This window comes from Acidomonas methanolica, assembly GCF_004346035.1.
GTDB classification, from domain to species: domain Bacteria; phylum Pseudomonadota; class Alphaproteobacteria; order Acetobacterales; family Acetobacteraceae; genus Acidomonas; species Acidomonas methanolica.
The window spans coordinates 302,347-320,430 of the sequence record NZ_SLZN01000001.1; the positions used below are offsets into that span (position 1 = coordinate 302,347).

Genomic DNA, 18,084 nt, shown 5'->3' on the forward strand with positions numbered 1-18,084 from the left:
GGGATGCTCTACGGCTTCGTTCCGTCCTGCCGGGTCGAGACGGAGCCGTCAGTCCCGATCACGGTGCTGGTGCCGTCTCCGTTGGGAATGACGATATCCGCTTTGTCCCCACCGGCACGAGGCGCCCGGCCCGACACTGAGACACCGGGGACGGGCGCATCGGTGGACGACGAAGGAGCAGGCGCGACGCGCGGCACCTCGACACCGTGATGAATCCGCGCCGTTTCCCCGACGGACAGCGCGCTCCCTTCCGGCAGAGGTTCCCCGGCGCCGGTCGCGCCATGACCGCTCAGGGCCTGATAATAGTCGGACGACCCCTGCGCGCTCTCCTCCAATGTCCCTTTCATCACGTCGCGAAGGCTCGGCATCGGCGGCGGCGCGCCCGGCCAGATATTCCCGGGCTCGGCGAGCAGCGGCAGGATCTGGGAGTTTTCCCCTCTTACCTTGCGAAACGTTTCGGAATCACCTTTGGGAGCGTTCGGATTCTCGCCCGGCAAACTCACCGTGTCACTGACGATTTTCCCCAGCCCCGAACATCCGCTCAACAGGATCGTCAGCGCCAACAGGGCGGTCTTCCGCATTCATCGCTCCAGATTTTCATCTGGGCGCCAATCTATCGGCAGCACGGCCACAACGCCAGAGGCGCGGCCCGCCATTCGTAACGGTTTTTCCTTCCGTTTCAGCGCATCCGGCCGGGGGCGGCGGATGCGCCGGCCACCGACCCGCCGCGCCCGGTCATGCGCGCGAGTCCCGCCATCAGATACCCCCAGCCGCTGATGACCGTCGGCCCCACCGAGATCCAGAGAAGCACCGCGCCGATCAACGCGACCGGAACCTTCGTCAACCCCAGCAGCGCTCCGGTCGAATCGCCCGCCAGAAGGAAGCCGATCGCCACCATCTGGATCGCCGTCTTCCATTTGGCCAGCCGGGTGGACGGCAGATTGGCGCGCTGCGTGGCCATGTATTCCCGCAACCCGCTGACGAGAATTTCGCGCAGGAGAATGATGATCGCGGCGAAGAGCGCCCCGTAGGGCAGCCGTCCATACCCCGCCAGGGTCAGCAACAGGGAGCCCACCAGCAGCTTGTCGGCGATCGGGTCCATCATACGGCCGAGATCGGAGTTCTGCTTCCAGCGCCGCGCGAGCATCCCGTCGAGATAATCCGTGATGCAGGCGGCGATATAGACGAGACAGGCCAGCAGATCGCTCATCGGCGCGCGCATCGCTACCAAGGCAACGAGCACGGGAATCGAGGCGATGCGTAACAGGGTCAGGACATTCGGCAAATCCGTCAACATGGCGCCAGCCTACCGCAGTTGAAAGAAAGGAACATACCTCCGAACGCCCGTTTCCACACGTGGGAATGCATTAACTTTCCGTGTCACGCACCCATTCGGGATGGAAATGCCCGTAAATCAGCCGGGCGGTCTCCGAGCTGATCCCGGCGACGGCTTCCAGCTCCTGCATGCCCGCGTCCCGCACGCCCCGCGCAGATCCGAAATGATTGAGAAGCGCCCGCTTCCGCGACGGCCCCACCCCCGGAATCTCGTCCAGCTCCGACCGTCTCAGTCCCTTGGAGCGTCCCGCGCGATGCGTGGTGATCGCGAAGCGATGCGCCTCGTCCCGCAGGCGCTGGAGGTAGTACAGAACCGGATCGCGCGGCGGAAGCTGAAAGGGCGCGCGCCCTTCGATGTGCAGCCACTCCCGCCCCGCGTCGCGATCCGGCCCCTTGGCGATGGCTACGAGCGCCACATCCGTCACGCCGAGTTCGTCCAGCACCCCCCGCACCGCGCCGAACTGCCCCGCCCCGCCGTCGATCAGCAGCAGGTCCGGCCAATCCTCGCGCGTCTCCTCACGCATGTCCTTCTGGGCCCCCTTGCCGAAGCGCCGCTCCATCACCTCACGCATCATCGCGAAATCGTCGCCCGGCGCGATATCGCCCCTGATGCCGTATTTCCGATAGGCCCGCTTGATGAAGCCCTCCGGCCCGGCGACGATCATCACGCCATAGGCGTTCGTCCCCATGATGTGCGAGTTGTCGTACACCTCGATCCGCTCCGGCGGCGCCGACAGATCGAACAGCGCCGCCACGCCCTCCAGAAGCTTCCTCTGCCCGGCGCTCTCCGCCAGACGCCGCTCCAGCGCCTCACGCGCATTGAGCGCCGCATGGTCGATCACCTGCCGCTTCTCCCCGCGCCGCGGCCGCAGGATCTCGACCTTCCGGCCCCGCTTGAGGCTCAACGCCTCCTCGATCAGCGCCTGCTCCGGCACCTCCTCATTCACCAGCACCAGCGGGGGCGGCGGCTTGTCGTCGTAGAATTGCAGGAGAAAGGCGGCCAGCACCTCCACGGGCTCCTCGCCCTGCACCTGCGCCGGAAAGAACGGCCGATTGCCGTTATTCCGCCCGCCACGGACAAAGAAGACCTGAATGCAGACCTGCCCCGCCTCAGCCCAGACCGCCAGAACATCCGCGTCCTCGACCGAGGCGGGATTGACCACCCCCGACTCCTGAAGACCGGAGAAACCGCGAATCCGGTCGCGGATCACCGCCGCCCGCTCGAATTCCAGCGCCTCGGACGCGCGCTCCATCTCCTCGGCCAAGGCGCGCTGCAAGTCGCTGTTCCGGCCCGAAAGGAACAGTTTCGCCTGTTCGACCAGCCCGGCATATTCCGCCTCCGGGATGCGCCCCACACATGGCGCGCAGCACCGCTTGATCTGATGCAGGAGACAGGGGCGCGTCCGGTTGTTGAATACGGAGTCGTTACACGACCGCAGAAGGAAGGCCCGCTCGATCAGGTTGAGCGTCTGGTTGACCGACCATGCGGAGGCGAAGGGCCCCCAATAGGTGGCGCCCTTCACCGGCTGGCCGCGTTGCTTGGTGATCTGCGGGAAGGGATGGTTCTCCGTCAGCATCAGCCAGGGGAAGGTCTTGTCGTCACGCAGCAGGATGTTGAAGCGCGGCTTCATCCGCTTGATGAAATTCGCTTCCAGGAGCAGCGCCTCGGCTTCCGTCCGCGTCGTCACGATCTCCATGGCGGAGGTGTTCGCCACCATCAGCCGCAGCCGCTCCGGCAGTTGCTGCGGGCGCGTATAGGCGGTGACGCGCTTTCTCAGGCTCCGCGCCTTGCCGACGTAGAGCACCTCGCCCCTGGCGCCGAGCATCCGGTACACCCCGGGCGATAGCGGCATCGTCCGGAGCGCCTCGCGGATCGCCTCGACCCCGCGCAGATCGGCCGCCGCCGGCTCCGCCTCGACCTCCGTTCCGTCGCTCATTCCGGCCTCACCGTTCGGGCCTCCATTCCGTTCCTCGCGCCTCTCCCAGTCATCCACCGAACATGTGGATAACTCTGTGGGAGAAGAGATGACAGATCCATGAAAAGCCCGACATGCCTCAGTTTGCCTCGTTTTGCCCAAATTTTAGGCAAAACAAGCAACCCATTGAAATTATTAAAATTAATGAATTGCCAATCTTTGTGATCCGGCGCGCGTCGGCCAAAACCTTGTAAAGACTGGGAGTCAATGCCGGCCCGGCGGCGGAGTGGACAATTTTCTTCCAGCGACACGTCCACGTCCCGTTTACGCGGCCTCCCGCTCCACCTTTTCCAGCAGACGCAGGAAATTACCGCCCCAGATCGCGGCGATCTCCTCGGCGGAAAAGCCCTGCCGCTGGAGCGCGGACGTCACGTTCGGCGTCTCCGCCGCATCCCCCCAACCCTCGATCCGCCCGCCGCCATCGAAATCCGAGGAGATGCCGACATGAGCCACGCCGATGCGACGCGCGATATACGCGACATGCGCCGCAAGATCGTCCACCGTCGCAACGCCCCGAGCGGACGGCTTGAGGAAGCTGGACATCGCCGTGACCTGCACCACTCCCCCGCTCTCCGCGAGACAGTCCAACTGAGCGTCATCGAGATTGCGCGGATGATCGCACAGCGCCCGCGCGCAGGAATGAGACGCCACGACCGGCGCACGCGACAGTTCGACCGCCTGAAGCATCGTCTTGCGCGAGGTGTGGGACACGTCCACCAGCATGCCGCAGGCGTTCATTTCCGCGATGACCTGCCGCCCCAGCGCCGAAAGACCGCCATGCAGCTCCTGCGGATCGTCCAGATCGGCGCGCGGAATGGCCGCATCCGCGAGCGCGTTGTGGCCGTTATGGGTGAGCGTCATGTAGCGCGCGCCCAGCGCATGCAGGGAGCGCACCCGCGCCGGGTCCTCGCCCACGGCATAACCGTTCTCGATCGCCGGCAGGATCGCCACATGCCCCGCTGCCACAGCCTCGCGCGTCCGCGCCGCCGTGCCGCAGACGCGCACCGAGTCGCCTTCCAGGCCGCCGATGACACCCAGCATGGCCTGAACCCGCTCCCAGGCCTGATCGTGCCCCGCCGCGGTGCGCCGGCCTTGGGGAATATAGGCCGCCAGACACACGGCCTTGAGCCCGCCACGGCGCAGCTTGGGCAGATCGACCTGCCGGTCCGCCGCGCCGGAGCGGAAATCGCCCCTGTCGGGCCACGGGATGTCGATATGCGTATCGAGGGTCAGAAGTGAGTCGTGCAGGGAGGCGGGAGATATGTCGGTCATCGTCCCTCCGCAGATGGCGCGTCGGCGTCGATTCGGCAAGCCCGGGCTTGCCTTCTCTTTCATTGTCGCCGATCCAATACCCCCATGCGCCTGCTCACCTGGAACATCAATTCGCTCCGCCTGCGTCTCCCGCTCCTCGCACGACTCGTGGATGAGGAACATCCCGATGTCGTGTGCCTTCAGGAAACGAAGGTGCCCGACCCGCTCTTTCCGCTGGACGCCGTGCGGAAACTGGGCTTCCCGCACGTCCATTTCGCCGGGATGAAGGGGTATAACGGCGTCGCGATCCTCTCGCGCCTGCCCTTCACCCCTCTGGCCGATTTTCCGGACTGGTGCGCGCGCAAGGACTGCCGCCATATCGGCGTGGTTTTCACCCTTCCGGACGGTCCCGTCACCCTGCATGATTTCTACGTCCCGGCGGGCGGCGACATCCCCGACCGCGAGCTGAACGACAAATTCGCCCATAAGCTCGATTTCCTCGACGAAGCCACGCGCTGGTTCACCGCCACCCCGCCCGCGCGGAGCATTCTGGTGGGGGATCTCAACATCGCGCCGCTGGAGCAGGACGTCTGGAGCCACAGGCAGCTCCTGAACGTCGTCAGCCACACCCCGCCCGAGGTCGAGCGGCTGAACGCCTGGATGAAAACCGGCTTCGTCGATGTCATGCGGCGCGCCGTCCCGCCGGACGAGAAGCTCTATACGTGGTGGTCCTACCGCAACCGCGACTGGCGCGCCTCCGATCGCGGACGCCGCCTCGACCATATCTGGATGACGCCCGACCTCGTGCCCGCCTTTCGGAGTATGCGCGTGCTGAAGGACGCCCGCGACTGGGACGGGCCGTCCGACCACGTCCCGGTCATCGCCGATCTCGCCTTTTAGGGGCGCCTCGCGGGCGCCTTCACGTGATCGGGCGTTTCACCCGATCACACGCAACTTCTGAAGACTCGGTAGCCTCTGGCCTCACGCCTGATCGGCAGGCGGGTGCGCCCCTTCGGGATCGAGTCGATACCCGCCCCCTTCGGTCAGCAGCATCCGCGCATTGGTCGGATCGGGCTCGATCTTCTGCCGCAGACGATAGATATGCGTCTCCAGCGTATGCGTGGTGACGGCGGCGTTGTAGCCCCACACCTCGTTCAACAGCACCTGACGCGGCACGGGCCGATGCCCGGCGCGATAGAGATATTTCAGGATCGCCGCCTCTTTTTCCGTCAGCCGGATGCGGCGATTGCGCGCCGGCTCCTGCAACAGCTTGGAGGAGGGACGGAACAGATAGGGCCCGATGGTGAAGACCGCATCCTCGCTGTTCTCGAAAATCCGCAACTGCGCACGCAGACGCGCCAGCAATTCGGCGATGCGAAACGGCTTCGCGACATAATCGTTCGCCCCGGCATCCAGCCCGCGCACCACGTCGGCCTCGTCATCCGAGCCCGTCAGGATCACGATCGGGAGCCTGACCCCCTGCCGCCGCAGTTCGACGCAGAAATCACGCCCGTCGCCGTCAGGCAACGTCACATCGAGCAGGATCGCATCCACGCGCGGCCCGGGACCGGAGAGCTTGGCGCGCGCGTCGACGACGGAAACCGCCTCGACCGGCTCGAACTCCCCTTCAATCTGTAGCTGCTCCGCCAGGAGACGCCGAAGCGTATCATCGTCATCGACAATCAGGACGGGGCGCGGACCAGCCATGGATTACTCTTCTTTTGATTTGCAACCCGCGTCACCACAGGTTTGTCGCACATAGCGGATTGCGGGGATCGATACCATCCGGTGAATATTAAACTCTAAACCAACGAGTCACAAATGCGCGATCCTCGGGAATTGATCCATCATGTCACACGCCGTTCTGACCCCTGTCGAGCGCAGCCGCGCCCTCCTGCATTGGCATGGCGGGAACTGCCCGGCAATGCTCGGCGCGGCCGGGCTGCGCGGCGACAAGAGCGAGGGCGATCACGCCACGCCCGCTGCCCTGCTGCCGCTCCGCCGGATCTTCTACCGGGCCGACCGCGTCGCCCGTCCCCGCACGACGCTGCCCTGCGAGCCGCTGTCCCGCGCCGACGGCTGGTGCGACGACCCCGGTCATCCCGACTACAACCGTTTCATCACCCTGCCCCATCCGGGGCGGCACGAAACCCTCTGGCGCGACGATCACGCCTATGACCTCATCGCCGTGCTGGGCTGGAACGACGATCCGCCCCGGCCCGGACGCGGCTCGGCGATCTTCCTTCATCTGCCCACCGCGTCCGGCGTCACCGAAGGCTGTATCGCCGTCGAACCGCCGCACTGGCGCGCCCTGATCGAAGCCGGCGTGACGGCGATCGACGCGCGCGCGTTCTAGGCAGCCGCGACGGCCGCCTCCGGCGCGACCATCGAAACGAGCAGATCGCCCGGCTGCGGCGTCACGGAGGTCTCGTCCTCGGCGGAGCGGATGAAGATCGCGACCCCGCGTCGAATCGACAGCAGATCGAGCCGGTTCGCGATCTTGCCGAAATCGGCTCCGTCCGATTCGGTCGCCGGCCGCGCCACGCAGCGCCACCCTTTCTCGACGAGCGAATCTAGCAGCCCGTAATTCCATGACGGCTCGCCCATCACCTTTCCGCGCGCGTCCCGCGAGACGCCGTGATAGAGATCCAGCCGCGCCACGCCGGGGCTGATCTGGAAGACGCGCTCCCGGCCGAAATGGGGCGCCATATGCGCGCAGACCAGCCCGTTATAGATCCCGTCCGGCGTGGCCGCGATCAGGTAATCGACCGGACGCTCCTCCAGTGCCTCCTCGCCGTATTGTGACAGCAGTTCGGCCCGCAGCAGCGGCAGCCCGCGCCGCGCGGCGGCCATCAGCGCGCTGGAGCGGTTGTCCACCAGAAGCACCGGCACCCCCTCGCGATGCAGACAGGCCGCCAGTTCGACGGACCAGGGATTCGCCCCGATGATCGCCAGGGCGGGTTCATTCGAGAGCGTCAGTCCCAGCCGCCGCGCGAGAGGACGCAACGAGAATCCATGCACGATCATGGTAACGGCAATCACACAGAACACCGCCGGCATGATGAGGTCGGAACTCGCGAACCCCGCATCCGCCAACCTGAGCCCCGCCGCGCCGGCGACAGCCGCCGCCACGATGCCGCGCGGCGCGATCCAGCCGACGAAGACCCGCTCCTGCCAGGTCAGCTTCGTCCCCAGCGTGGAAAAGAAGATCGCCAGCGGCCGCACCACGCAGAGCACCAGCACCGTCAGCCCCAGAATGGGAAAGGACAGACGGGCCAGCACGCCCCGGTGCAGATCCGCCGTCAGCAGGATGAACAGCACCGAAACGAACAGGACGACCAGCGATTCCTTCATCCGCCGCAATTCGGACAGGCCGGGCACATGCAGATTGGTCAGCGCCATGCCGAAGACGGTCGCCCCGACGAGCCCGGCGCCCTCCATGGTGAGATTGCACAGGCTGAAAATCACCAGCGCCAGCGTCAGGAGCAGCGGCGTCTTGAGGCTTTCCGGCATCAGGTCGCGCCGGAAGAGCTGGTTGACGCAGTAAGCTGGCAGGATTCCGGCGGCGACGGACACCACCGTCGAGGACACCATGTCCGGCAGGATCTCCGTCACCAGCGTCCCCGGCCCCTCCGCCGCGCGCACGGTGACGAACTGCAAAACCACCGCCGCGAGAATCGCGCCGATCGGATCGTTGATGATCGCCTCCCAGCGCAGGAAGGCGGCCACGCGCGGCTTCAACTTGTTGTGACGCAGCAGCGGCAGCACGACGGTCGGCCCGGTCACGGTGATGATCGCGCCGAACAGCGCCGCCACGCCCCATTCCAGATGCGCCACATAATGCGCCGCCAGCGTGCCGAGCGCCCAGTTGATCGGCAGCGCCAGCAGGGTCAGCCGCACGACTCCCTCGCCCGCCTCGCGCAACTGCCGGAAATCCAGCAGCAACCCGCCCTCGAACACCACGATCGCCACCACCAGCGACACCACGGGCCGGAAGAGCCAGCCCAGCGACGCGGAAGGATGCAGGATGTTCAGCCCCGGCCCCAGGATCAGCCCGAGCGCGAACAGCAGCACGATGGCCGGCAGGCGGAAGCGCCATGCCACCCATTGCGCGGCGATGCCCGCGCCCAGGGTCGAGAGAATGCCGATCAGGATGTCGAAGGCCATCTGTTCAGGCTGTGTCCTGCTATGATGAACGGAGTGAGCGTGTCACGGAATTGAGCATAGACGCTCCGAGTCGCGCCTCCCAATGCCGAAACGAGATTTCAAGGTCGGTCGCTCCGGCGCAAGATCGCGGCGAAGAACCCGTCCGTCCCGTGGCGCAGGGGAGTCAGCGCGATACGCGCGTGGTCCCGTTGACATTCCGGCACCGCCTCGGCCCCGGCGGCCTCGGCCGCGAAATCCGGCCGCCGCTCCAGGAACGCGGCGACCTGCGCACCATTCTCCGCCTCCAGCACGGAACAGGTCGCATAGACCAGCCGACCGCCCGGCTTCACCAGCCCGGCGGCGCGATCCAGGATCTCCGCCTGCTTGATGCGCAGCTCCGCGAGATCCTGTTCCGTCAACCGGATGCGCGCATCGGGATTGCGCCGCCACGTCCCGGTTCCGGAACAGGGCGCATCCACCAGCACACGGTCGAAGCTCCCGGCCCGGCGCTTCACCCATTTGTCGCCCGCTTCCAGCAGATGCCGCTCGACATTATGCACCCCCGCCCGGCGCAGGCGCTTCACCGCCCCCTCCAGACGCGGCGCGGAGACGTCACACGCCGCGATCTGCCCGCGATTTTCCATCGTCATCGCAATCGCCAGCGTCTTGCCCCCCGCTCCGGCGCAGAAATCCAGCACCCGCTCGCCCGGCCTCGCCCCCAGCGCGGCCACGACGATCTGGCTCCCCTCGTCCTGAATTTCGACCAGCCCGTCACGGAAACACGCCGCCGCCGTCACCGGCTGCCGCCCGTCCAGCCGCAGTCCCCAGGGCGACAGCGGGGTGGGCGCGGCCATCAGCCCCTCGCGCGCCAACGCCGCGCGCGCCTCCTCGCGGGAGCCCTTGAGCAGGTTGACGCGCAGATCGAGCGGCGCGGCGGCTTCCATCGCCGCCATTTCCGCTTCGAGCCCCTCTCCGAAACTTTCCTCCAACGCCGGACCGAGCCAGTCCGGATATTCCAGCCGCACCGGACGCGGCATGGCGGCCTCGGTCAGCAGATGGCCCGCCAGCCCCGCCAGAGCCGCGTCCTCCCGCGCCGTCAGCGCATCCGGGGCGTAGCGCGCGCCGCCGAACAGCGCCCGCACCGCCTCGACGCTCTCGCCGCCCAGAATCATCGACGCCCCGCAGAGCAGGCGCGGCGACCCGCCGCCGGGCACATCGCGCAGATGCCAGTGCAACCGCCGCCAGCGGCGCAGCACATCCCAGATCAGCGTGGAAATCGCCCGTCTGTCTCCGCCGCCGATATAACGGCGTTCGCGGAAGAATGCATTGGCCGCCGCATCCGCCGGGCGGCGCGGGGCGTTCTCGATGGCGACGAGCAGGTCGATGGCGGCGGCAAGGCGGGCAGCGGGAGTCATGCCCCCCGCCTAAAGCCTGCCGCCGCGTGCGGCAAGAGGCTGGCCGCCACCCGCCGGAAAGCCCCGCCTTCAGTCCTGACGGTAATTCGGCGCCTCGCGCGTGATCGTCACGTCATGCACGTGGCTCTCGCGCAGCCCGGCATTGGTGATGCGGCGGAACGTCGCGCGCGTCTGAAGATCCGCCACCGTCGCCGAGCCGGTATAGCCCATCCCGGCGCGCAGGCCGCCGACGAGCTGATGCACGACGGCCGCCATCCCGCCCTTGTAGGCGACCTGCCCCTCGATGCCTTCCGGCACGAGCTTGAGCTGGTCCTTCACATCCTGCTGGAAGTACCGGTCCGCCGAGCCACGGGCCATCGCGCCGAGCGATCCCATGCCGCGATACGCCTTGTAGGAACGGCCCTGATAGAGAAACACCTCGCCCGGACTCTCATCCGTCCCGGCCAGCAGGGAGCCGATCATCACCACATCCGCCCCGGCCCCGAGCGCCTTGACGATATCGCCAGAAATCCGCACCCCGCCATCGGCGATGGCCGAAATACCGAGTTCATGACACGCCTCGGCGGTCTCCAGCACCGCCGAGAACTGCGGCACGCCCACTCCCGCCACCACCCGCGTGGTGCAGATCGATCCAGGCCCGATGCCGATCTTGACACAATCCGCGCCCGCCTCGGCAAGTGCTCGCGCCGCCGCCGGGGTGGCGACATTGCCCGCGATTACCTGAATGCCGGGATGGCGCGACTTCAACGCCGAAACCGTGGTCAGCACGCCGCTCGAATGGCCGTGCGCCGTATCGACCACGACCACGTCCACCCCCGCCTCGACCAGCGCTGCGCCGCGCTGGAGCCCGTCATCGCCGACGCCCACCGCCGCGGCGCAGCGCAGGCGGCCCATGTCGTCCTTGATCGCCAGCGGGTAGGTCTCGGCCTTGTCCATGTCCTTGACGGTGATCAGCCCGACGCACCGCCGCGCCTCATCGACCACCAGCAGCTTCTCGATGCGATGTTTGTGCAACAGATGCCGCGCCGTCTCCGGATCGGCGCCGTTCGTGACCGTCACGAGCCCCTCGCTGGTCATCATCTCGCGCACCCGTGTCGCGGGGTCCGTGGCGAAGCGCATGTCGCGATTCGTGAGAATGCCGACCAGACGGCCATCCGCCTCGACCACCGGCAGGCCGCTCACGCCATGCAGCTTCATCAGCGCATGAACCTCGCCCAGCGTCTGCTCCGGCCCGACCGTCACCGGATTGACCACCATGCCGGATTCGAAGCGCTTCACACGCCGCACATGCTCGGCCTGTTCCTCGATGCGGAGATTCTTGTGGATGACGCCCATGCCGCCCTGCTGCGCCATCGCGATCGCCATGGCATGCTCCGTCACCGTGTCCATGGCGGCGGAGAGAAGCGGGATATTCAGCTCGATGCTGCGGGTCAGCCGCGTGCGCGTCGAGGTCTGGGCGGGAAGGACGGACGATGCGGCGGGCTCGACCAACACATCGTCGAAGGCCAGCGCCTCGCGAATCCGTCCGTTGCCACCAGAACCCAGAATGCCGGAATTGCTCATCGCACCCCCCTCCCCGCTCACCATCGTCAGGATCGGAAGGCCGACGGCGTTCCAACCGTTGGCGCGTCCCCTTAGACCATCCTGCGCCTCCAAGGGAACAGAAGATTCGCTCTTTCGCCGATCTTTCACGCGCATCCCGTCGTCCATGTTAAAACGACCGGATGAATCACACCCGTCCGAAAATCTATCTCGCCGGCGATCTCGTGTTCCGCCGGGACGCCCTCGCCCTCTTCGCGCGGCTGAAGGCCATCTGCGCCGCATGCGGGCTGGAGGGACTCGCCCCGTTCGACGGGCAGAAGGAGGCCATGGGCCTGCCGCCGGGCCGCGAGACGATCCTGAAGATCGTCGCCGCCGATCGCGCCCTCATGGATGGATGCGACGCCGGGCTGTTCTGCATCGACCCTTTCCGCCGCAGCCCGGAAATGGACCCCGGCACCGCCGTGGAGATCGGCTACATGCTCGCTCTCGGCAAACCGCTCGAAGCCTGGACCACCGATCCCCGCCCCTATGCCGAGAAGGTGGACCATTACTGGCGCGCGGCCTGGGCGCTCCCGCTTGCCCCGCGCCCGCCGATACGCGACGCCCCGGCCTCCGGCGCGCTGGAGGACCCTGACGGCATGCTCGTCCATTCGGACGGGATGCTCCAGAACGGCATGGTGGAGGGGTTCATCAGTTTCGGCGGCGGCGTCGTGTCCACCGCTCCCGCCTGCGAGACCGCGTTCCGCAAGGCGGCCACACGGCTGGCTCGACGGCTCGGAGCGGGATAAGACACTGTTATCCCCAGATTCATGGAACAAGACTGGGGATGAGCCTGTGGGCAAATCGGAAATCGCGGGAACGAATCGGACGTTCATCCACGCAACCCCTTCCGTGAATTTTTTTGACGACCGTCGCCGGACGCCCGTCCCTTCAGGCTTCCGCCTCCAACCGACGCTCCACCGCCGCCGAAATCTCGTCCGGCGTCAATGTGCTGTCCAGCGAGATCACGTTCTCGTCCGGTCCCGGCACTTCCAGCGTCGCCAACTGGCTGGACAACAGGGTCGCGGGCATGAAATGGCCGGGGCGATGTTCCATGCGCTCGTGAATCAAGCCCGGGTCGGCATGGAGGTAGACGAATGTGACGTCGAGCCCCTCGCGGAGCGTTTCGCGATAGACCCGCTTGAGCGCCGAACAGGACAGCACGCCTCCGCTCCCCGCATGATCGGCCAGCCATTGATGGCATCGCCGCAGCCAGGGCGCCCGATCCGCGTCATTGAGCGGTATCCCGTTGTGCATTTTTTCGACGTTCTCAGGCGGATGCAGGGAGTCCCCCTCCTGGAAGGGCCAGCCGCACGTTTCGGCGAGCCGCATGGCGACAGTGCTTTTGCCACTGCCGGAGACTCCCATGACCACAAGAAGATGCGGTGTCATTTTCGGATCAGGGCACCAGTCTCTGCACGCCGCCCGTGCCCGCCACCAGCACTTCCGACGTCATGCCGAGAAAGAGCCCGTGATCCACCACGCCGGTAATGGCAAGGATCGCGCGACTCAGGGCCGCGGGATCGTCGATGCCGGGATAATGACAATCGAGAATGAGGTTGCTGTTATCGGTGACGAACAGCTTGTCCCGCACCATGCGCGGCTTCGCCGCCTGCGCGCCGGTCTCGGCGAGAAGCCGCGCCGCGCGCTCCCACCCCCAGGGCACGACCTCCACAGGCAGCGGCGCGTGCGTGCCCAGCCTGTCCACGAGTTTGGACTCATCGACGATGACAACGAAACGGCGGCAGGCCGAAGCCACGATCTTCTCGCGCAGCAAGGCGCCGCCCAGCCCCTTGACCAGTTCGAGCGTCCCGCGCTCCACCTCATCGGCCCCGTCGATCCCGATATCGAACACCGAATGGGCGGCGAAATCGGTCATCGGAATGCCGAGTTCGCGCGCCTGCACGTCGCTCGCCTCGGAGGTGGCGATCGCCTCGATCCTCAGCCCCTCGTTCTTCACGCGCTCACCCAGCGCCGCGATCATGAACCGCGCCGTGCTGCCCGTGCCGAGGCCGACGATCATGCCGTCCTCGACATAGGTGACGGCCCGGCGAGCCGCCTCCTCCTTGAGCCGCGCCACGTCCTTTTCATCGCTCATCGGAAAGATCCTCCGCCGCCGCCCTGTCGATTACGAATGTCATGGTCCCCTCCGTCGTGACGCGGCTGGAAGGAAGGGACGCGTCATCCCCGCGTCGAACCCGCTTGAGCATGGCGGCCTTCTCGGAACCCGTCAGCAAAAAAACCACATGTCGGCTCGAGTGAATAGCCGGATAGGTCAGCGTGATCCGCACATGCGGCGCGTCATCCGGCACACAGGTCGAAACCCAGCGCCGCGTCTCCTCGAGCACCGGCTGGCGCGGGAAAAGCGACGCCGTATGGCCGTCCGGCCCGATGCCCAGCATCACGACATCGAAAAGCGGCCGTCCAGACTCGAATGTCTCCGCCCCGTACAGCTTCTTCAATTCCGCCTCATAGGCGGCGGCGTCCGCCTCCGGCGACCCGCCCGTAGGCACGGGATGCAGATTTTCCGGCGGAACCGGCACATGCGAAAAAAGCGCCTCGCAGCTCATGTGATAATTGCTGTCCGGATCATCCGGCGGGACATGGCGCTCGTCGCCATAGAAAAACTGGCACTTCTTCCAGGGAAAGCGCGCGACATACTCCGGCCCGGCCATGACCTCAAGCAGCCTCTTCGGCGTCGTGCCGCCGGAAAGGGCCAGAACGAGAGGTCCGTCTTCCTTGTCGAGCGCCGACTGCATCAGCCATGCCGCCATGGCGTGCGCGACCGCATCGTCATCTTCCAGAACGATAATCCCGGCGGTGGTCACGTCATGCCCCACCCCCTCGTCGATGGTCATCATACCCCCGGCCTCATTCCCTTCCGGGCGCGCGTGGCAGGACGAAATCCCGCATCGCCTTCGCCCAGCCGTCGTCATCATTCGGCGCCGTCACGAAATGCGCGTGTTGCCGAACGTCCTCTTTTGACTGCCCCATGGCGATGGCCAGCCCGGCCTCGCGCAGCATCGGCACGTCATTGCTCATGTCTCCGATGCAGGCGACTTCCGACAGGTCAACGCCCAGTCGCGCCGCCAGCGCCTTCGCCGCGTAACCCTTGTTCGCGTCCTTCTGCGTGATATCGAGATAGTAATCAGAGGAGCGATGCACGCTCGCCACCCCCTGCAAGAGCGCGCCCAGCTCGCTTTCCAGCCGGACGATCAGCGGATAATCCGCGCTCGCCCCGGTGATCTTCCCTACCCCTTCGAAATAGGGACGGAAATCCGGCACTTCCTTGGCCGCCACACGCACGGAATGCTCTTCATGGATGACGTAGGGCGCGGCACGATCCAGCACCAGCCATTCATGCCCGCGAAACAGCCAGGTATCGACGCCATGCACATGCAGCACGTCGAACGCCGCCGACGTCGCATCCGGGGGCAGAACGAGACTGCTCAGGATCGTTCCGTCCGGCGCGACGATCAGCCCGCCATTCAGCGCGGCCGACGGCGTCTCCAGTCCGAGCCCCCGCAAATACTGCGTCATGCCCTCGACGGCGCGCGAACTGACGAGACACAGCGCGATCCCCGCCTCATGCAACGCCTTCGCCGCCGCGAGAACCGCAGGCGTCAGCGCCTTGTCCTTGCCGATCAGAGTCCCGTCCACATCGGACACCACCAACCGCACCGTGGCGGCGGGATTTTCCCGGCCCGTCATCGTTCCAGCGCCAGCCAGCGCCGCCCGGACCGCGCCAGCAATTCATCGGCCTCGCGCGGCCCGTCCAGCCCGGCGGGATAGAAGCAAAGCGGCGCCGTATCACTCGCCTCCGCATCCAGCGCGGGCTGCACCACGCGCCAGCCCCCCTCGATCGTATCCGCGCGCTGGAACAGCGTCTGGTCGCCGATCAGGCAATCATAGATCAGCGTTTCATAGCCGGTGGTCGGCCCGTCATTGAACCACTCGGCGTAGTCGAACTTCATCCGCACGCCGCCCAGCTTCACCGACGGCCCCGGCACCTTCGCCGAGAATTGCAGCGTCACGCCTTCGGTCGGCTGGATATGCAACACCAGGATATTGGGAGTCAGCTTCTCCACCGGCGTATCGCGGAACAGCGCGAACGGCGCCTGCTTGAAGTGGATCGCGATCTCCGTGCGCCGCGTCCGCAGCCGCTTGCCCGTCCGCAGATAGAACGGCACGCCCGCCCAGCGCCAGTTATCGACGGCAAGCTTCATCGCGACATAGGTCTCGGTCTGGCTGCCCAGCGCGATGTCCTTTTCCTCGCGATAACCGCGCAGAGCCTCGGCTTCCTCGCCCACGCCGAAGGAGCCGCTGACATATTGTCCACGCACCATGTTCGACAGCTTCACGGGCTGGATCACGCTCAGCACCTTGGCCTTCTCGTCACGCACCGCATCCGCGTCGAAGGAGGCCGGAGCCTCCATCGCCGTCATGGTCAGAAGCTGCATGAGATGATTGGGCACCATGTCGCGGATCGCGCCGGTGCCCTCGTAGAACCGCCCGCGCTTTTCGACGCCCACCGTTTCCGCCGCGGTGATCTGCACGTGGTCGATATTCTGCCGGTTCCACAGCGGCTCGAAAATGCCGTTGGAGAAGCGCAGGGCCATGATGTTCTGCACCGTCTCCTTCCCGAGATAATGATCGATACGATAGATTTGCGACTCGTCGAGTGAATGAAGCAGCCGCGCATTCAGCGCCCGCGCCGATTCGAGATCGGAGCCGAACGGCTTCTCGATGATGACCCGGCGATAGACGCCGTCCTCCTCCTTCGCGAGTCCGCTCGTGCCGAGATGATCGACAATCGTGCCGAAGAACTTGGCCGCCACGGCGAGATAGAAGACCGCGTTGCGGGCCTCCACCTTTTCCTTCAGCGCCTCATAGGTGGAATCTTCCTCGAACGATCCACGCAGATAGCTGATATTCGCCGTCAGCCGGTCCCACACATCCTGCCGCAGTTCCGTCGCATTGGTCCCGCGCTTGCTGACGAAGTCGCCGATGAAATCACGGAACTGCTGGATCAGCCCCTCATCCGTCATCTCCGCCCAGTCCACCACGATGATTCGGAAATCCTCGTTGATGAGACCGTTGCAGGCGAGATTATAGATGGCGGGCATCAGCAGCCGCTTGGTGAGATCGCCGCCGCCGCCGAAGATCACGAACGCCCCCGGCGGGGCCGCGGCAAGGTCCTTCGACTTGCTCTGCGCACCGGGCGACGGGGAGAGCGCGGATGCGAGAAGATCGACCATAACCTCAAACCTTCCGTAACTGACCGTCCGAAACAGCGCCCCGATCGCGGGCCCGACAGCCCGCCGGACCGGGACGCCGGGGACTCATTTCTTCTCGACGTGACCGCCGAAGCCGAAACGCATCGCCGAAAGCACCTTCTCGGCGTAATTATTGCCCGTGCGCGACCGGAACCGCGTGAACAGCGCCGCCGTCATGACGGGAACCGGCACGCTCTCCTCGATGGCCGCCTCGATCGTCCAGCGCCCCTCGCCGGAATCGGCGACCTGCCCCGAGAATTCGCCGAGCGATTCACTCTTGGCCATGGCGTCGGCCGTCAGATCGAGCAGCCAGGAAGCGACCACCGAGCCGCGCCGCCAGACCTCCGCGATATCCGCCATGTTGAGGTCGAAACGCTGATCGGCGGGCAGCACCTCGGAATTCTTCGACTTCATGACGTCGAACCCTTCCGCGAAGGCCTGCATCATTCCGTATTCGATGCCGTTATGCACCATCTTCACGAAATGGCCGGACCCGGCGGGGCCGCAATGCAGATAGCCTTCCTCGGCGCGCGGATCGAGGCCCGCCCGATCCCGCCCCGACGTGCGCTCCACATCGCCCTTGCCGGGCGCCAGCGCCTTGAGGATCGGATCGATATGGTCGGTCGCGTCCTTCGTGCCGCCATACATCATGCAATAGCCGCGCTCGAGCCCCCAGACACCGCCCGACGTGCCGACATCGACGTAGTGAATGCCCTTCTCGGCGAGCTGATGCGCACGACGGATGTCATCCTTGTAATAGGTGTTGCCCCCGTCGATCACGATGTCATCCCTGCCGAGCAGCCCGTTCAACTCCTGCACCGCCGCCTCGGTGATCTCGCCCGCCGGCAACATCACCCACACGATCTTGCGCGCGGCGGTGATCTTGCTCACGAGATCGGCCACGCTGTCCGCCTTGACGGCGTGGCCCGCCTCGGCACGATCATGCGTTTTCTCGACCGCCTCCGCGCTGCGGTCGTACAGAACGACGTCATGACCATGACGCGTGAGACGCACCGCGATGTTTCCGCCCATGCGGCCGAGGCCGATAATCCCGATCTGCATCTTTTCCTCCCGACATCCCCTGACGGAAACGTCCCCATTATC

At 66.0% G+C, this 18,084-nt stretch carries 17 protein-coding genes; 3 read left to right on the top strand and 14 right to left on the bottom strand.

Annotation, left to right across the window (positions count from 1 at the left end):
* Window positions 1-8 precede the first annotated feature (8 nt).
* The 4 genes from EDC31_RS01455 to EDC31_RS01470 form a co-directional block, all read right to left on the bottom strand.
* Window positions 9-581, bottom strand: a complete 573-nt coding sequence (locus EDC31_RS01455; protein ID WP_042055390.1) for a hypothetical protein — start codon at window positions 579-581, stop codon at window positions 9-11.
* 98 nt (window positions 582-679) lie between these two features.
* Window positions 680-1,297: a CDP-diacylglycerol--glycerol-3-phosphate 3-phosphatidyltransferase gene (pgsA, locus tag EDC31_RS01460; protein ID WP_042055391.1), complete on the bottom strand. Its 618-nt coding sequence runs from the start codon at window positions 1,295-1,297 to the stop codon at window positions 680-682.
* Window positions 1,298-1,367: 70 nt separating this feature from the next.
* The gene (uvrC, locus tag EDC31_RS01465; protein ID WP_042055392.1) at window positions 1,368-3,272 is read right to left on the bottom strand and encodes an excinuclease ABC subunit UvrC; all 1,905 of its coding nucleotides are present in this window, start codon (window positions 3,270-3,272) and stop codon (window positions 1,368-1,370) included.
* Between the two features lie 303 nt (window positions 3,273-3,575).
* The gene (locus EDC31_RS01470; RefSeq protein WP_042055395.1) at window positions 3,576-4,583 is read right to left on the bottom strand and encodes a dipeptidase; all 1,008 of its coding nucleotides are present in this window, start codon (window positions 4,581-4,583) and stop codon (window positions 3,576-3,578) included.
* An 84-nt stretch (window positions 4,584-4,667) separates the two neighbouring features.
* On the opposite strand from EDC31_RS01470, the gene EDC31_RS01475 reads away from it, so the two are divergent.
* Complete coding sequence (locus EDC31_RS01475) at window positions 4,668-5,462, top strand: exodeoxyribonuclease III (RefSeq protein ID WP_042055398.1); 795 nt, start codon at window positions 4,668-4,670, stop codon at window positions 5,460-5,462.
* Window positions 5,463-5,543: 81 nt separating this feature from the next.
* Here the strand turns inward: EDC31_RS01475 and EDC31_RS01480 are convergent, their stop codons facing one another.
* Window positions 5,544-6,269: a response regulator transcription factor gene (locus EDC31_RS01480; protein WP_042055400.1), complete on the bottom strand. Its 726-nt coding sequence runs from the start codon at window positions 6,267-6,269 to the stop codon at window positions 5,544-5,546.
* A gap of 142 nt (window positions 6,270-6,411) precedes the next feature.
* On the opposite strand from EDC31_RS01480, the gene EDC31_RS01485 reads away from it, so the two are divergent.
* A complete protein-coding gene (locus EDC31_RS01485; RefSeq protein WP_081797369.1) occupies window positions 6,412-6,918 on the top strand; it encodes a L,D-transpeptidase family protein in 507 nt (168 codons plus the stop codon).
* Here EDC31_RS01485 and EDC31_RS01490 read toward each other — a convergent pair.
* The 3 genes from EDC31_RS01490 to guaB all read right to left on the bottom strand — a co-directional run bounded on the left by EDC31_RS01490 (window position 6,915) and on the right by guaB (window position 11,686).
* Window positions 6,915-8,729: a cation:proton antiporter gene (locus EDC31_RS01490; protein ID WP_042055404.1), complete on the bottom strand. Its 1,815-nt coding sequence runs from the start codon at window positions 8,727-8,729 to the stop codon at window positions 6,915-6,917. The two genes, EDC31_RS01485 and EDC31_RS01490, sit on opposite strands and share 4 nt — an antisense overlap.
* 98 nt (window positions 8,730-8,827) lie before the next feature.
* Window positions 8,828-10,123 (bottom strand): RsmB/NOP family class I SAM-dependent RNA methyltransferase, encoded by a 1,296-nt coding sequence (locus EDC31_RS01495; RefSeq protein ID WP_042055406.1) that lies wholly within the window; start codon window positions 10,121-10,123, stop codon window positions 8,828-8,830.
* A 69-nt stretch (window positions 10,124-10,192) separates the two neighbouring features.
* Window positions 10,193-11,686, bottom strand: a complete 1,494-nt coding sequence (gene guaB, locus EDC31_RS01500) for an IMP dehydrogenase (protein WP_042055574.1) — start codon at window positions 11,684-11,686, stop codon at window positions 10,193-10,195.
* 161 nt (window positions 11,687-11,847) lie between these two features.
* Here guaB and EDC31_RS01505 point away from each other — a divergent pair, with 161 nt between their 5' ends.
* On the top strand, window positions 11,848-12,453 hold the full coding sequence (locus tag EDC31_RS01505; RefSeq protein WP_042055408.1) for a nucleoside 2-deoxyribosyltransferase: 606 nt from the start codon (window positions 11,848-11,850) through the stop codon (window positions 12,451-12,453).
* 142 nt (window positions 12,454-12,595) lie between these two features.
* Here the strand turns inward: EDC31_RS01505 and EDC31_RS01510 are convergent, their stop codons facing one another.
* The 6 genes from EDC31_RS01510 to gnd all read right to left on the bottom strand — a co-directional run bounded on the left by EDC31_RS01510 (window position 12,596) and on the right by gnd (window position 18,042).
* Window positions 12,596-13,096, bottom strand: coding sequence for a gluconokinase (locus EDC31_RS01510; RefSeq protein ID WP_042055414.1), 501 nt, complete (start codon window positions 13,094-13,096; stop codon window positions 12,596-12,598).
* Between the two features lie 7 nt (window positions 13,097-13,103).
* Window positions 13,104-13,802, bottom strand: a complete 699-nt coding sequence (rpiA, locus tag EDC31_RS01515) for a ribose-5-phosphate isomerase RpiA (RefSeq protein WP_042055416.1) — start codon at window positions 13,800-13,802, stop codon at window positions 13,104-13,106.
* Entirely contained in the window at window positions 13,792-14,565 is a 774-nt protein-coding gene (gene pgl, locus EDC31_RS01520; RefSeq protein WP_239641515.1) for a 6-phosphogluconolactonase, read from the bottom strand. The genes rpiA and pgl overlap by 11 nt, the downstream gene beginning before the upstream one ends.
* 10 nt (window positions 14,566-14,575) lie before the next feature.
* Window positions 14,576-15,415 (bottom strand): Cof-type HAD-IIB family hydrolase, encoded by an 840-nt coding sequence (locus EDC31_RS01525; protein ID WP_042055419.1) that lies wholly within the window; start codon window positions 15,413-15,415, stop codon window positions 14,576-14,578.
* The gene (gene zwf / locus EDC31_RS01530; RefSeq protein WP_042055421.1) at window positions 15,412-16,962 is read right to left on the bottom strand and encodes a glucose-6-phosphate dehydrogenase; all 1,551 of its coding nucleotides are present in this window, start codon (window positions 16,960-16,962) and stop codon (window positions 15,412-15,414) included. The genes EDC31_RS01525 and zwf overlap by 4 nt, the downstream gene beginning before the upstream one ends.
* A gap of 84 nt (window positions 16,963-17,046) precedes the next feature.
* Complete coding sequence (gene gnd, locus EDC31_RS01535; RefSeq protein WP_042055423.1) at window positions 17,047-18,042, bottom strand: phosphogluconate dehydrogenase (NAD(+)-dependent, decarboxylating); 996 nt, start codon at window positions 18,040-18,042, stop codon at window positions 17,047-17,049.
* Window positions 18,043-18,084 lie beyond the last annotated feature (42 nt).

What these genes read in the sequence shown, in the direction of transcription:
- EDC31_RS01455 (WP_042055390.1), bottom strand. Translation starts at nt 581, where the DNA reads ATGCGGAAGACCGCCCTGTTGGCGCTGACGATCCTGTTGAGCGGATGT.
- pgsA (WP_042055391.1), bottom strand. Translation starts at nt 1,297, where the DNA reads ATGTTGACGGATTTGCCGAATGTCCTGACCCTGTTACGCATCGCCTCG.
- uvrC (WP_042055392.1), bottom strand. Translation starts at nt 3,272, where the DNA reads ATGAGCGACGGAACGGAGGTCGAGGCGGAGCCGGCGGCGGCCGATCTG.
- EDC31_RS01470 (WP_042055395.1), bottom strand. Translation starts at nt 4,583, where the DNA reads ATGACCGACATATCTCCCGCCTCCCTGCACGACTCACTTCTGACCCTC.
- EDC31_RS01475 (WP_042055398.1), top strand. Translation starts at nt 4,668, where the DNA reads ATGCGCCTGCTCACCTGGAACATCAATTCGCTCCGCCTGCGTCTCCCG.
- EDC31_RS01480 (WP_042055400.1), bottom strand. Translation starts at nt 6,269, where the DNA reads ATGGCTGGTCCGCGCCCCGTCCTGATTGTCGATGACGATGATACGCTT.
- EDC31_RS01485 (WP_081797369.1), top strand. Translation starts at nt 6,412, where the DNA reads ATGTCACACGCCGTTCTGACCCCTGTCGAGCGCAGCCGCGCCCTCCTG.
- EDC31_RS01490 (WP_042055404.1), bottom strand. Translation starts at nt 8,729, where the DNA reads ATGGCCTTCGACATCCTGATCGGCATTCTCTCGACCCTGGGCGCGGGC.
- EDC31_RS01495 (WP_042055406.1), bottom strand. Translation starts at nt 10,123, where the DNA reads ATGACTCCCGCTGCCCGCCTTGCCGCCGCCATCGACCTGCTCGTCGCC.
- guaB (WP_042055574.1), bottom strand. Translation starts at nt 11,686, where the DNA reads ATGAGCAATTCCGGCATTCTGGGTTCTGGTGGCAACGGACGGATTCGC.
- EDC31_RS01505 (WP_042055408.1), top strand. Translation starts at nt 11,848, where the DNA reads ATGAATCACACCCGTCCGAAAATCTATCTCGCCGGCGATCTCGTGTTC.
- EDC31_RS01510 (WP_042055414.1), bottom strand. Translation starts at nt 13,096, where the DNA reads ATGACACCGCATCTTCTTGTGGTCATGGGAGTCTCCGGCAGTGGCAAA.
- rpiA (WP_042055416.1), bottom strand. Translation starts at nt 13,802, where the DNA reads ATGAGCGATGAAAAGGACGTGGCGCGGCTCAAGGAGGAGGCGGCTCGC.
- pgl (WP_239641515.1), bottom strand. Translation starts at nt 14,565, where the DNA reads ATGATGACCATCGACGAGGGGGTGGGGCATGACGTGACCACCGCCGGG.
- EDC31_RS01525 (WP_042055419.1), bottom strand. Translation starts at nt 15,415, where the DNA reads ATGACGGGCCGGGAAAATCCCGCCGCCACGGTGCGGTTGGTGGTGTCC.
- zwf (WP_042055421.1), bottom strand. Translation starts at nt 16,962, where the DNA reads ATGGTCGATCTTCTCGCATCCGCGCTCTCCCCGTCGCCCGGTGCGCAG.
- gnd (WP_042055423.1), bottom strand. Translation starts at nt 18,042, where the DNA reads ATGCAGATCGGGATTATCGGCCTCGGCCGCATGGGCGGAAACATCGCG.